The sequence below is a fragment of the Streptomyces noursei genome (genome assembly GCF_001646665.1).
GTDB classification, from domain to species: Bacteria; Actinomycetota; Actinomycetes; order Streptomycetales; family Streptomycetaceae; genus Streptomyces; species Streptomyces lavendulocolor.
In genome coordinates this window covers 1-12,872 of record NZ_LWBU01000378.1, presented here as the reverse complement: position 1 = coordinate 12,872, position 12,872 = coordinate 1, and the positions used below count along the sequence as shown (strand labels likewise).

General features: G+C 74.1%; 13 protein-coding genes. 11 read left to right on the top strand and 2 right to left on the bottom strand.

Annotated elements, in window-relative coordinates; all coding sequences use genetic code 11:
- The first annotated feature begins 9 nt into the window (after positions 1 to 9).
- From A4V12_RS29890 to A4V12_RS29875, 4 genes are all read left to right on the top strand, one after another.
- On the top strand, positions 10 to 603 hold the full coding sequence (locus tag A4V12_RS29890) for a DUF5134 domain-containing protein (RefSeq protein WP_064072594.1): 594 nt from the start codon (positions 10 to 12) through the stop codon (positions 601 to 603).
- A 102-nt stretch (positions 604 to 705) separates the two neighbouring features.
- On the top strand, positions 706 to 1,641 hold the full coding sequence (locus A4V12_RS29885; protein WP_064072593.1) for a M56 family metallopeptidase: 936 nt from the start codon (positions 706 to 708) through the stop codon (positions 1,639 to 1,641).
- 155 nt (positions 1,642 to 1,796) lie between these two features.
- On the top strand, positions 1,797 to 2,501 hold the full coding sequence (locus A4V12_RS29880; RefSeq protein ID WP_064072592.1) for a phosphatase PAP2 family protein: 705 nt from the start codon (positions 1,797 to 1,799) through the stop codon (positions 2,499 to 2,501).
- Between the two features lie 172 nt (positions 2,502 to 2,673).
- Complete coding sequence (locus A4V12_RS29875; protein ID WP_064072591.1) at positions 2,674 to 3,339, top strand: TetR/AcrR family transcriptional regulator; 666 nt, start codon at positions 2,674 to 2,676, stop codon at positions 3,337 to 3,339.
- On the opposite strand, the gene A4V12_RS29870 is transcribed toward A4V12_RS29875, so the two are convergent.
- Positions 3,300 to 4,829 carry an LVIVD repeat-containing protein gene (locus A4V12_RS29870; protein ID WP_064072590.1) on the bottom strand — a complete coding sequence of 510 codons (1,530 nt, stop codon included), beginning with the start codon at positions 4,827 to 4,829 and terminating at the stop codon, positions 3,300 to 3,302. The two genes, A4V12_RS29875 and A4V12_RS29870, sit on opposite strands and share 40 nt — an antisense overlap.
- A 160-nt stretch (positions 4,830 to 4,989) precedes the next feature.
- On the opposite strand from A4V12_RS29870, the gene A4V12_RS29865 reads away from it, so the two are divergent.
- Both A4V12_RS29865 and A4V12_RS29860 read left to right on the top strand, forming a co-directional pair.
- Positions 4,990 to 5,649, top strand: a complete 660-nt coding sequence (locus A4V12_RS29865; protein WP_064072589.1) for a DUF305 domain-containing protein — start codon at positions 4,990 to 4,992, stop codon at positions 5,647 to 5,649.
- Between the two features lie 219 nt (positions 5,650 to 5,868).
- The gene (locus A4V12_RS29860) at positions 5,869 to 7,215 is read left to right on the top strand and encodes an FAD-dependent oxidoreductase (protein WP_064072588.1); all 1,347 of its coding nucleotides are present in this window, start codon (positions 5,869 to 5,871) and stop codon (positions 7,213 to 7,215) included.
- Between the two features lie 30 nt (positions 7,216 to 7,245).
- Here the strand turns inward: A4V12_RS29860 and A4V12_RS29855 are convergent, their stop codons facing one another.
- Positions 7,246 to 7,596 carry an ArsR/SmtB family transcription factor gene (locus A4V12_RS29855; RefSeq protein WP_064072587.1) on the bottom strand — a complete coding sequence of 117 codons (351 nt, stop codon included), beginning with the start codon at positions 7,594 to 7,596 and terminating at the stop codon, positions 7,246 to 7,248.
- Between the two features lie 118 nt (positions 7,597 to 7,714).
- Here A4V12_RS29855 and A4V12_RS29850 point away from each other — a divergent pair, with 118 nt between their 5' ends.
- The 5 genes from A4V12_RS29850 (at position 7,715) to A4V12_RS29830 (ending at position 12,788) form a co-directional block, all read left to right on the top strand.
- The gene (locus A4V12_RS29850) at positions 7,715 to 8,797 is read left to right on the top strand and encodes an NADH:flavin oxidoreductase/NADH oxidase (RefSeq protein ID WP_064072626.1); all 1,083 of its coding nucleotides are present in this window, start codon (positions 7,715 to 7,717) and stop codon (positions 8,795 to 8,797) included.
- Positions 8,798 to 8,888: 91 nt separating this feature from the next.
- Positions 8,889 to 9,974, top strand: coding sequence for a WD40/YVTN/BNR-like repeat-containing protein (locus tag A4V12_RS29845; protein ID WP_064072586.1), 1,086 nt, complete (start codon positions 8,889 to 8,891; stop codon positions 9,972 to 9,974).
- Positions 9,975 to 10,008: 34 nt separating this feature from the next.
- On the top strand, positions 10,009 to 10,686 hold the full coding sequence (locus tag A4V12_RS29840; RefSeq protein WP_064072625.1) for a uracil-DNA glycosylase: 678 nt from the start codon (positions 10,009 to 10,011) through the stop codon (positions 10,684 to 10,686).
- Between the two features lie 19 nt (positions 10,687 to 10,705).
- Positions 10,706 to 11,797 (top strand): N-acetylglucosamine kinase, encoded by a 1,092-nt coding sequence (locus A4V12_RS29835; RefSeq protein WP_064072585.1) that lies wholly within the window; start codon positions 10,706 to 10,708, stop codon positions 11,795 to 11,797.
- 70 nt (positions 11,798 to 11,867) lie between these two features.
- Complete coding sequence (locus A4V12_RS29830) at positions 11,868 to 12,788, top strand: sirohydrochlorin chelatase (protein WP_079137462.1); 921 nt, start codon at positions 11,868 to 11,870, stop codon at positions 12,786 to 12,788.
- Positions 12,789 to 12,872: the final 84 nt, after the last annotated feature.

Sequence of the window (12,872 nt, the reverse complement as noted above, 5' to 3'; positions counted from 1 at the left end):
AGGTACGTCGTGCACGGACCTGCGATGTCCGGCTGGCTGCTGGTGGCACTGTGCCTGGTGGCGGGTGCCTACTGCCTGGCGCGGACGAGGAGCGGTACGGGGGCCGAGCGCCGGGCGGCGCTGGACGAGGCCCTGATGGGCTTCGGCATGGCCGTCATGGCGGTGCCCGCGGCGGTGCTCGCGCCGCCGGGGTGGGCCTGGGCGGTGTACGCGGTGGTGTTCGGCGCCGCGTCGCTGCGCGCGCTGTGGGCGGCCCTGGGCGGCGCGGGGCACCACCTGCACCACCTGGTGGGGTCGCTGGCCATGGTGTACATGGCGGTCGCGATGTCCGGAGGCGCCGCCGGGGCGCACGGGGCGCACACGGCGGCGGGCGCCACGGCCGGCGGTACGCCCCTGGTGACGGGCGCCCTCCTCGCGTACTACACGGTGTACGTGCTGGTGACCGGCCTGCGGCTGGTGCCCGCGGGGCCGGCGGGGCCGGTCGTGCCGGTGGCCGGCACCGGCGGTGGGACCGGTGGCGGCCGGTGGGCGGGGCCGGAGGTCGCCCTGGCGTGCCGGGTGTCGATGGGCCTGGCCATGCTGGCGATGCTGGTCACCGTGTGAGCGGTGCGGAATCCGCGGCGCCGCGCCGCGGATTCCGTGGTGTGCGTCACTTGACGTGCCAGGCCATACCGGTGGGTAGTCCGCCGCTCCTATGGTGAGGGCATGCTGGTCTCCCTCGCGCTGCTCGGGCTCGGCCTTGTCACCGCCGTGGCGGCTCCGCGTCTGCTGGCGCGGGTCGAATGGCCGGAGCGCGAGCCGGTCGTGGCGCTGTGGGTGTGGCAGTGCGTGGTGGCCGCGGTCCTGCTCTGCTTCGCGCTGTCGATGACCTTCAGCGCGGCGGCCGCCTGGCAGGCGGTGCGCGGGCACGTCTTCGCGCCCGCTCCGCGCGCGGTGGTCGAGGCGTACCAACTGGGCGCCCACGGGCCGTGGTCCGCCGTGCTCGCGGTGCTGCTGGCGTGCGGCGGCCTGTGGACCGGGGCGATGCTCACCCGGGAGGTGCGCCGTGCCCGGGCGCGGCACCGGCGCAGGCGGGCCGAACTCCTCGTGCGCTCACCGCTGTTGCCGGGCGAGGACCCGGGGGCGGACCCTCTGGTGCTGCTGGAGGGCGAGCGGCCGGACGCCTGGTGGCTGCCCGGCGCGGCGCCGCGGCTGGTGGTCACCACGGCCGCGCTGCGCCGGCTGAAGGGCCATCAGCTCGACGCGGTCCTCGCCCACGAGCAGGGTCACGCGCGCGCCCGGCACGACTGGTTGCTGCACTGCTCGGCGGCGCTGGCGACCGGGTTCCCGCAGATCCCGGTCTTCGCGGCGTTCCGGGACGAGATGCACCGGCTCGTGGAGCTGGCCGCGGACGACGTGGCGTCCAGGCGGTACGGGCGGCTGACGATCGCGCTCGCCCTGGTGGAACTGAACGAGGACCGCGGGGTGTTCGGCCCGTGTCCCGCCGCCGACGCCCAGCTGCCGCACCGGGTGCACCGTCTGCTGACCGCCGAGCCCCGCCTCACGGCCGGGCGGCGCCTGCGCCTGACGGCCGCGGCGGCGCTGGTGCCGGTGGTGCCGCTCCTGGTGGCCTTCGTACCGGCGCTGCGGACGCTCGGGTAGCCGGCGGGCGAGCAGCCGGGTGACCGGGCCGGCCGGTGGCCGGGCGGCGAGCAGCCGGGTGACCGGAAGCCCGGCCGGAGCAGGACCGGGGTTCCGGGACGGCCGGCCGCGGGGCGTAGGGACATGGGGCGGCGAAGGCCGGGGAGGATCACCCCATGCACTCCCCCACACAACCCCCCACACGATCCCCCGCCCACTCCCGTCACGCCTCGGTGGTGGCCCTCTGGTCCGGTGTCCTCTCGGCCGTGCTCCTGGGGCTGGTCGCGGCCGAGTGGGGCCCCCTGATCTCGTTCGACCGGATGGTGGCGGACGCGCTGCACGACTCGGCCGTCCGCAGCCCGGCGATCGCCGGGACCAACCGGATCCTCAGCGACTGGGTGTGGGATCCGTGGACGATGCGCGTCCTGGTGGCGGTGGGCGTGGTGTGGCTGTGGTGGCATGGCGAGCGGCTGCTGGCGGTGTGGACGGGCGTGGTGAGCGCGCTCGGTTCCGCGGTGCAGCAGGTGCTGAAGGCGGCGGTGGGCCGGGACCGGCCGTGGTGGCCGGATCCGGTGGATACGGCGCACTTCGCGGCCTTCCCGTCGGGCCACGCGATGACGGCGGCGGTCACCTGCGGGCTGGCCCTGTGGCTGCTGTCCCGTTTCGGCGTGGGCCGGGGCCCGCGGACCGCCGTGCTCGTCGTCGGCGCCGTCTCGGTGCTCGGGGTCGGCCTCACCCGGGTGTATCTGGGCGTGCACTGGGCCTCGGACGTACTGGGGGGCTGGCTGCTGGGAGTGTGCCTGGTGGCACTCGCCGTGCTCGCGTACGAGCGGAGGCTCGCACGGGCGGAGAACCGCGGGGACCTGGCGCACCAGGACTGAGCCGGGGCCGCAAGGCGTCCGCGGGGCCGGACACGGCGTCCGGTTTCCGAGCGGTTCCGCCCCCGGGGACGTACGCGCAGGCCCGCCGGACCGGACGATCCCCCGCGTCGCCCGGTCCGGCCGACATGCCCTGAGTATATTGGCTGTGAGCCAGTCAACGCAGGAGTTAAGCATGTCCCCGCGCAGCGCATCGGTCAACGAAGAGTTGCGGCGGCGTTCGCGGGAGCGTCTGCTGCAGGCGACCGTGGAGCTGGTCGCCGAACGCGGGTACGAGGCGACGACGCTGGCCGACATCGCGGACCGGGCCGGTTCGGCGCGCGGGCTGGTCTCGTACTACTTCCCGGGCAAGCGGCAGCTGCTCCAGTCGGCGGTGCACCGGCTGATGCACCTGACCCTGGAGGCCGCGCTGGAGCGGGAGCCGCGCAGCGAGGACGGGCGGGAGCGGCTGGCGCGGGCCATCGACGCCATCCTGGGGCTGGCGGTGGAGCAGCCGCTGCTGATGCGTACGCACATGGCCGGCATCCTCCAGGCGGAGGGGTTCGTGCAGGGTCCGGAGCAGCAGCGGCTGGCGTTCCTGCTGCGGGACACGGTGGACCGGTACGGGTCGCGCGACGTGGACGCGGACTATCCGCTGCTGCGGGCGCTGCTGATGGGGGCGGTCTTCGCCGTCCTGCTGCCCGGGGTGCCGATGGCGCCCGCCCGGCTGCGGGCGGAGCTGTTCCAGCGGTACGGGCTGGACTGGGAGCTCGGTGTGCCACCGGGCGGGCAGCCGCCCGGTGGCACGGCCGTCGGCCCGGGTCAGTCGTCGCCGAAGTCGTCGTCGAAGTCCTCGAAGTAGTCCGGCTGCGTCTGCACGTTCAGCTCGTGCATGCGCACCCGCTTCGCCGGGTCGGTGCGGCGGTCGTCGAGTCTCAGCACGTCGAGACCCTTGATCTCGTCGTTCGAGTAGATGTGGCCGTTGTAGTAGTACGCCGACCAGGAGCCGCCGGTCACCAGCTTCTCGGTGCTGAGCGGACCGCGCTCGAAGTAGGCGATCTCCCTGGGCCTGGACGAGTCGGTGAACTCCCACACCGAGACGCCGCCCTGGTACCAGGCCTGGACCATGAGGTCCCTGCCCTTGACCGGGATGAGCGAGCCGTTGTGGGCGACGCAGTTCTCGGTGTCCGCCTGGTATCGGTCGATCTTGAAGTAGCTGCGGAAGACGAGCTTGCGCTTGTCGCCCTTGCCGACGATGTCGTAGATGCCGTCGGCGCCGCGGTTCGGGCCGGTGCGCTCGTTGCAGGTGGCACCCACGCCGCCGCCCAGCTCATCGGTGAAGACGACCTTGTCGGCCTTCTGGTTGAAGGTGGCGGAGTGCCAGAAGGCGAAGTTGACGTTGTCCTGGACCTGGTCGATGACCTTGGGGTTCTCCGGGTCCTTGATGGAGAACAGGATGCCGTCGCCCATGCAGGCCCCGGCCGCCAGGTCCTTGGAGGGCAGCACGGTGATGTCGTGGCAGCCGGTGGTCTTGGAGACGCCCGGGTTGGTGGGCGCGCCGGGGTTGCCGCCGCCGTCGGGGCCCTCCCCGGGGAAGAGGACGGGGAAGTTGACGACGGCCGCCTTCTCCGGGGCCTTGCGCGGCACCTTGATGACCGAGATTCCGTCGTGCGGCGGCCGGCAGTCGGGGAAGGCGGCGTTGGGCGAGTACGAGGAGACGTAGACGTACACGTTCCTGCGCTCGGGGACCAGGGTGTGGGTGTGCGAACCGCAGGCGGTCTCGACGGCGGCGACGTACTTGGGGTTGCGCTTGTCCGTGATGTCGAAGATCTTCATGCCCTCCCAGGAGGACTTCTCGGTCGCGGGCTGCGTGGTGCTGGTGCAGGAGTTGTCGCTGCGCGAGGAGTCGGTGGAGAGGAAGAGCAGGTTCCCGGAGACGGATATGTCGTTCTGGGAGCCCGGGCAGAGGACCTGGGCGACGGTCTTCGGGGCCGACGGCGTGCTGATGTCGAAGATCCGGAAGCCGTCGTAGTTGCCGGCGAAGGCGTACTTGCCCTGGAAGGCCAGGTCCGAGTTGATGCCGGTGAAGCCCTCGCGCGGGACGTTGGCGAGGTGGGTGATGTTGGCGCTGTGGACGACCTGGTCGACGGCGGGGATCTCGCCGGAACCGATGGCCGCGCGGGCTTCCGCCCGGTCCTGTGCGGAGACCGTGCCCGGTGGGGCGGGAGCGTCTCCGGGGTCGGGCACGGCGGCCGCGGGGCCGGCTGTCAGGAGTGCCGCGAGCAGTCCGGCAGCGGCGGTGGCCACGCCAAGACGTCTGCGTCGCACGTGAGTGGTGCGCAACGGGGTCACTGCGTCGTCCTCCCTTGTTTCCGTTCGAAGCTGAACGGGTCCTGGACCCCGGCAGTATCTTCCTTAGCATGCACATCTCAACAGATGGCAACAGAGACTTCATACGGGTGTTCGCGTACGGCGACGGTTCCGGCCATGTCACACGTCCCTGGAGGTCCGGGTGTTGAAGCGCAGCGCAAGTGTGGCGGCGGCGGCCGTCCTGACCGCCGTACTCGCCCTGACGGGCTGCGAGCCGGACCCCGCGGAGACGGAGGACGGACCCCGGGCCGGGGCGGCGCGCGGGAGCGGCGGCCCGTCCGTCCTGGCCCCCGGGAAGCCGGGCGAACCCGCGCGGACGCTCTCCCCGGAGGAGGCGCGCAGGGCCGTACCGCCCGACACGCCCAACGGGTCGGACTTCACCTACGTCCAGATGATGATCGTCCATCACGGTCAGGCGCTGGAGATGACCGCGCTCGCCGCGGAACGCGCGGCCTCCACCGGGGTGAAGCAGGTGGCGGCCCGCATAGCGGCGGCCCAGCAGCCGGAGATCGGGGCGATGAAGGGGTGGCTGGCGAACAACGGCGGGCCGCGGCCGCACACCGGTCATGACCACGGCACGATGCCCGGGATGGCCACCGGGGCACAGCTGGCGCAGTTGCGGGGCGCGCGGGGAGCGGCCTTCGATGAAATGTTCCTGAAACTGATGATCACCCACCACCAGGGTGCGGTCACCATGGCGGGCGAGGTGCTGTCGCAGGGGAACAACGTCCAGGTGGAGGAGATGGCCAATGACGTGATCGCCCAGCAGACGGCCGAGATCGACCGGATGCGGTCCATGTGACGGACCACCGCCGGCCGGCCGGCGGCGGTGATGGTCCCGGGGGCCCGGCGCCGCCGGCCGGGTGGCCGGGAGGCGGTATGGACCCTAAGATCATCATTTGGGGCCGTATACACACATGCGCGATCCTGCGCATCCGGCACCGTGAACACGGGTCCCGGCGCCTCCCGCGCGGAGCCCGGCGGTGCCATGCTGGGAGTCCCTGCGGGAAGGAGCGCAGCCGTGCTTCGTGTCGCCGTCGTCGGTTCCGGGCCCAGCGGGGTCTACACCGCCCAGTCCCTCGTCGAGCAGACCGCGGTGCCGGACGTGCGCGTGCACGTCCTGGACCGGCTGCCGTGCCCGTACGGCCTCGTCCGCTACGGGGTCGCCCCGGACCACGAGAAGATCAAGTCCCTGCAGAACAACCTCCGCACGGTGCTGGAGCACGAGCGGATCGGCTTCGTGGGCAACGTCGAGGTGGGCGGTCACGGGGTGACGCCCGCGCGGCTGCTGGAGCTGTACCACGCCGTCGTCTACTGCGTCGGCGCGGCGCGGGACCGGCACCTCGGGGTACCCGGCGAGGACCTGCCCGGCAGTTGTTCGGCGACCGACTTCGTCTCCTGGTACAGCGCCCATCCGGACGCCACGCCGGACGCCTTCGTCCTGGGCGCCCGGTCGGCCGTGGTGATCGGTGTGGGCAACGTGGCCGTGGACGTGGCACGGATCCTGGCGCGCGGGCCCGGGGAGCTGCACCCCACCGACGTGCCGGAGGCCGCGCTCGGCGCGCTGGCCGCCAGCCGGGTGCGGGAGGTGCACATGGTGGGGCGGCGGGGTCCTTCGCAGGCCAAGTTCACCACCAAGGAGCTGCGCGAGCTCGGGGCGATGCCGCAGGCCCGCGTCGAGGTGGAGCCGGCCGACCTGGCGCTCGACCCGGCGTACGCCGATCCGGCGGGGCTCCCCGCAGTCAGCCGGCGCAACGTGGAGGTGGTGCGCGCCTGGGCGGAGGCCACCGGCCCGGAGCCCCGGGAGCGGGTCATCCGGCTGCGGTTCTTCCTGCGGCCGGTGGAGGTGCTGGAGCGGGGCGGACGTGCGGCCGGGGTGCGTTTCGAGCGCACGGTTCCGGACGGTGCGGGCGGTGTGCGCGGGACGGGGGCGTACGAGGACATCGAGGCGCAGCTGGTGCTGCGGGCGGTCGGCTACCGGGGGGTGCCGCTGGAGGGCCTGCCGTTCGACGCGTCGCGGGGGACGGTGCCGCACGCGGCGGGGCGGGTGCTGCGGGACGGGGTGCCGTCGGCGGGCGAGTACGTCGCCGGGTGGATCAAGCGCGGCCCGACCGGCGTGATCGGCACCAATCGGCCGTGCGCCAAGGAGACGGCCGGCTCGCTCCTCGCGGACGCCCCGGCGCTGGCCCGGCGCACCGTGGCGGCCGATCCGCTCGCCACGCTGCGCGCGTGGGGCCACCGGCCGGTGGAATGGCCCGGCTGGCTCTCCATCGAGCAGGCGGAGGCGGCCCTCGGCCACACCCTGGGGCGCGGCTCGGTCAAGATCCCCGACTGGTCCGGCCTTCTCGCGGCCGCCGGCCAGGACTGAGCGTCCGCGCCGCTCCCCCCGGGCGCCCCGTCAGGGGGTTCCCAGACGGGCGGCCTGCTGTCCGGCGGCGGACAGCACCGTGTCGAGGAGGCCGGGGAACAGCGCGTCCAGGTCGGCACGGCGGATGCCGTTCATCTTGGCCGTGCCGCGGTACGTCTGGCGGATGACGCCGCTCTCGCGGAGCACCCGGAAGTGGTGCGTGGTGGTCGACTTGGTGACCGGCAGTTCGATGGACGAGCAGGACACCTCCGCGCCCGCGGCGGCCAGTTCCCGGACGACGCGCAGCCGCATGGGGTCGGACAGGGCGTGGAGCACGCCTTCGAGACGGATCTCGTCGCGCGCGGGGTGCGCGAGCTCGCGCGGGCTGATCGCGGTGGTCACGGCGGCTCCAGTTCCTCGGTTGCCTCCATCGTACGATCCTCCTCGTAGTTTGACAGTCGCCGTACTACGAAGGTTATCGTACGAGTGGCACACCGGCCCCCTCCGAATGGAGTCCACCATGAGCGCGCTGTTCGAGCCCCGCACCCTCCGGTCGCTGACCGTCCCCAACCGCGTCTGGATGGCACCCATGTGCCAGTACAGCGCGGAGGCGACCGGCCCGAACGCCGGTGTGGCGCACGACTGGCACTTCGCCCACTACGCGGCCCGCGCCGCCGGCGGCACCGGACTGATCCTGCTGGAGGCGACCGCGGTGGCCCCCGAGGGCCGCATCAGCCCCTACGACCTCGGCATCTGGAACGACACCCAGGCCGAGGCGCTGCGCCGGATCAGCGACTTCCTGAAGAGCCAGGGCACCGTGCCCGGCATCCAGATCGGCCACGCCGGGCGCAAGGCGTCGACGGACCGGCCCTGGCGGGGCGGCGCCCCCGTGGGCGCCGACGAGCACGGCTGGCAGCCGGTCGCCCCGAGCCCCGTGCCGTTCGCGGACGGCCACCCGGTGCCCGACGAGCTGACCGTGGAACAGATCCGGGAGATCGTGGGCCTGTTCGCGGCGGCGGCGCGGCGCGCGCTGGCGGCGGGCTTCGAGGTCGTCGAGATCCACGGCGCGCACGGCTACCTCATCGGCCAGTTCCTCTCCCCGCACAGCAACCACCGCACGGACGCCTACGGCGGCTCGTTCGACAACCGGACGCGCTTCGCCCTGGAGGTCGTCGACGCAGTGCGGGAGGTGTGGCCCGAGGAGCTTCCGCTGTTCTTCCGCATCTCGGCCACCGACTGGCTGGAGGACCGGGCCGGCTGGACGGCCGACGACACCGTGCGCCTCGCCGCCCTGCTCCAGGAGCACGGCGTCGACCTGCTCGACGTGTCGTCCGGCGGCAACGCGCCGGACGCCCGCATCCCGGTCGGCCCGGGCTACCAAGTGCCCTTCGCCGCCCGGGTGAAGGAGGAGACCGGTCTGCCGGTCGCCGCCGTCGGACTCATCACCGAGGCGCGCCAGGCCGAGAAGATCGTCACCAACGGTGAGGCCGACGCGGTGCTGCTCGGCCGCGAGCTGCTGCGCAACCCCTCCTGGGCGCGGCACGCGGCGCGGGAGCTGGGGGGCGCGGTGCACGTGCCCGACCAGTACCACCGCTCCGTCTGACCTGGGGAAACGCCGCCTTCGGGCGCCACTGTCAGTGGGTGGGTGCAGACTGGCCCGTATCCGCGACAAAGGCGTCCAGGAGGTGTCGGCGATGACCGACGTGCTACTGACCGTAGGGACTCGCAAGGGACTGTTCATCGGCCGCAGGCACGGCGGCCGGTGGGAGTTCGAGGGCCCGCACTTCAATGCCCAGGCCGTGTACGCGATCGGCATCGACATGCGCGGGACCTCGCCCCGGCTGCTCGCCGGCGGGGACAGCACCCACTGGGGCCCGTCGGTGTTCCACTCCGACGACCTGGGCTCCACGTGGACCGAGCCGGTGCGGCCGGCGGTGAAGTTCCCCAAGGACACGGGCGCTTCACTGGAGCGGGTGTGGCAGCTGCACCCGGCCGGCCCCGCGGCGCCCGGCGTGGTCTACGCGGGCACCGAGCCCGCCGCCCTGTTCCGCTCGGAGGACGGCGGCGAGAGCTTCGAGCTGGTGCGTCCGCTGTGGGAGCACCCGACCCGGTCGCAGTGGGTGCCGGGCGGGGGCGGCGAAGGGCTCCACACGGTCGTGACCGACCCCAGGGACCCGGACGCGGTGACGGTCGCGGTGTCGACGGCCGGGGTGTTCCGCACCCGGGACGGCGGCGGGACCTGGTCACCGTCCAACCGCGGGGTGTCCGCGGTCTTCCTGCCCGACCCGAACCCGGCCTTCGGGCAGTGCGTGCACAAGATCGCGCAGGACGCGGGCGACCCGGACCGGCTCTACCTGCAGAACCACTGGGGGGTGTACCGCAGCGACGACGCGGGCGCGGAGTGGACGGACATCGGCGAGGGCCTGCCCTCGGACTTCGGCTTCGCGACGGTCGCCCACCCGCACCGCGCCGACGTGGCGTACGTCTTCCCGATCACGGCCGACTCCGACCGGGTGCCCGCCCAGCGGCGGTGCCGGGTCTACCGCACGAGCGACGCGGGCGGCGGCTGGGAGGCCCTCACGGCCGGCCTGCCCGAAGGCGACCACTACGGCACGGTGCTGCGCGACGCTATGTGCACGGACGACGCGGACCCGGCCGGGGTCTACTTCGGCAATCGCAACGGCGAGTTGTACGCCAGCGCCGACGACGGCGACAGCTGGCGGCTGCTCGCCTCCCACCTGCCGGACGTGCTGTGCGTGCGGGCGGCGGTGATCGGGTGAGGGACGTCCCCGTTGCGCCAGTAGAGTGACGGCCGTGGCAGCACGACCCTTGAAAGAAATCGTCGAGCCGGGGTGGGCCGAGGCCCTCGCACCCGTGGCCGAACGCATCGCCGGAATGGGTGACTTCCTCCGTACGGAGATCGCCGCCGGACGCACCTATCTGCCCTCCGGGCCGAATGTGCTGCGGGCGTTCCAGCAACCGTTCCACGAGGTGCGGGTCCTCATCGTCGGCCAGGACCCGTATCCGACCCCGGGGCACGCGGTGGGGCTGAGCTTCTCCGTCGCCCCGGAGGTCCGGCCGTTGCCGGGCAGTCTGGAGAACATCTTCCGGGAGATGAACGCGGACCTGGGGCTGCCCCGGCCCTCCAACGGGGACCTCACGCCCTGGACCCGGCAGGGGGTGCTGCTGCTCAACAGGGCGCTGACGACGGCGCCCCGCAAGCCGGCCGCACACCGCGGCAAGGGCTGGGAAGAGGTGACCGAACAGGCCATCAAGGCACTGGTGGCGCGCGGCAAGCCGCTGGTCTCCGTGCTGTGGGGCCGGGACGCCCGCAACCTCCGCCCCCTGCTCGGCGACCTGCCCGCCATCGAGTCGGCCCACCCGTCCCCCATGTCGGCGGACCGGGGCTTCTTCGGGTCCCGGCCGTTCAGCCGGACGAACGAACTGCTCGTCCGGCAGGGCGCGGAGCCGATCGACTGGCGGCTCCCGTGATCCGTCCCCGGAGCGGCGGGTGAGCGCCGGCACCTGGGTGCTGGGGGTCGACTCCGGCGGCTCCGGGCTGCGGATCGCGCTCGGCACGCCCACGCCCGGGAGCGGGCCGGGTGCGGGCGCCCCGCCGGGGCCCGCACCCGGCGCTTATGCCGGGAGCGACCGCGGAACCGCGGCGCGCGGCCGGGGTACCGGCGGCGTGCGCGTCGTCGAGAGCGCGGCGTTCGCGGAGCCGGTGCGCACCGGTGCGGGCGGGATCGACGCGCAGCACCTGCTGGAGCGGCTCGTCCCGGCGGCCGAGGGCCTGCTGGAGCGGGCCGGTGCCGGCCCGCTCGCGGCGGTGGCGATCGGCGCGGCGGGCATGGCGACGCTCGGGGACGAACTGCGCGCCGTCCTGCCGCGGGCGCTGCGCCGTTCGCTGGGGGTGACCTCGCTGGCGCTGGCCGCCGACGCCGTGACCGCCTACGCCGGGGCGCTCGGTCAGCGGCCCGGGGCGGTCGTCGCCGCGGGCACCGGACTGATCGCGCTCGGCACCGACCTGTCCGGCTGGCGCCGCGCGGACGGCTGGGGGCACCTGCTGGGCGACTGCGGCAGCGGGGCGTGGATCGGCCGCGCCGGGCTGGAGGCCGCCCTGCGGGCCCACGACGGCCGGCGCGGCGGGTCGGCGCCCCTGCTGGCGCGCGTCCGGGCCGTGTTCGGCCCCCCGGCGGCCCTCCCCGGCCTGCTCTACCCGCGCCCCGACCGGCCCGCCGTACTCGCCTCGTTCGCGCCCGAGGTGGCCCGCTGCGCCACGGAGGGCGACCCGGTGGCGGCCGGCATCCTGGCGGGGGCGGCCCGGCACGTCGCTGAGGCCGCGGCCGCCGTCTGCCCGGGCGGCCAGGACCGCGAAGTCGCACTGACGGGCGGGCTGTTCCGGATGGGCGACCCGCTCCTCGTGCCGGTGCGCGCCGAACTGGCGGAGCACGTACCGCACGCACGCGTGGTGCCCGCCGCCGGAGACCCGCTCGACGGCGCGCTGGCCGTCGCGGCGGCCCTCGCGGAGGACGAACTCCGGCTGCCCCGCGAGCCGGGCATGCTGGAGACAACCACCCTCCGTCCGACGACTCGGACATAGCAGGACAGAGGGCGCCTGACCGCCCCCTCCCCAAGCGTCGGAGCAGGTAAAGCCAGTAGCATGCGGCGCCATGAGCTCCCCCACTGGGCCCGCTTCCGGCCTGCCTGTACGAATGCCGCGACCCCGACAGTCCGGGCGGCACCGTCGCCCCGAACCCGTGGCGGCCCCCGAGGGCGCGCCCGCGCTCGTTCTCGCCGTTCCCGGCACTCCTTCCGCCGCTGTCCGCAGCCTGGCCGAAGAGGTCGTGAGCATCGCTCGTTCCGAGCTGCCCGGCCTGGAGGCCGCGATCGGCTTCCTGGACGGCGACGAGTCCGAGTACCCGAGGCTCTCGGCCGTACTGGCGCGGGCCGCGGCCCTGCGGGTCGAGCGGTACGAGCTGGCCAGGGCCGCCGGCCGCGAGGTTGCCGAGCCCCAGGGCCCGGCCGCCGTCGTGGTGCCGCTCCTGGCGGGCCCGGACAGCGCCCTGACCGACCGGATACGGCAGGCCGTCGCGGACAGCGGCGCGTCCGCCGAGCTGACCGACGTGCTGGGGCCGCACCCGCTGCTCGCGGAGGCACTGCACGTCCGCCTGTCGGAGGCCGGCCTCGCCCGCGCCGACCGGGCACGGCTGTTCACGGTCGCCACGGCGGCCGACGGCATCGTGCTGGCCACGGTCGGCGGCCAGGAGGCCGTGCAGGCGGCCGGGATCACCGGCATGCTGCTGGCCGCGCGCCTCGCCGTGCCGGTGATGGCGGCCGCGCTGGACCAGGAGGGCTCGGTGGCGGCGGTCGCCGAGCAGCTGCGCGGCTCCGGTTCGGCGCAGCTGGCGCTGGCTCCGTACCTGATCGGCCCGGAGCTGGCCGAAGGGCTGCTGGAGGACGCGGCGAAGGCGGCGGACTGCCCGGTGGCCGAGGCGCTGGGCGCCTACCCGGCGGTCGGCAAGCTGGTGCTGTCGCAGTACACCACGGCGCTGGGCATCGCCCCGCAGCCGCAGGGGACTCCGGTCCGCTGACGCAAGACGGAAGGGCCCGCGCCGGAAGCGAACGGTGCGGGCCCTCGTCATGTCCGGGTCCCGCCGCCGCGGGGCGGGGGCGGG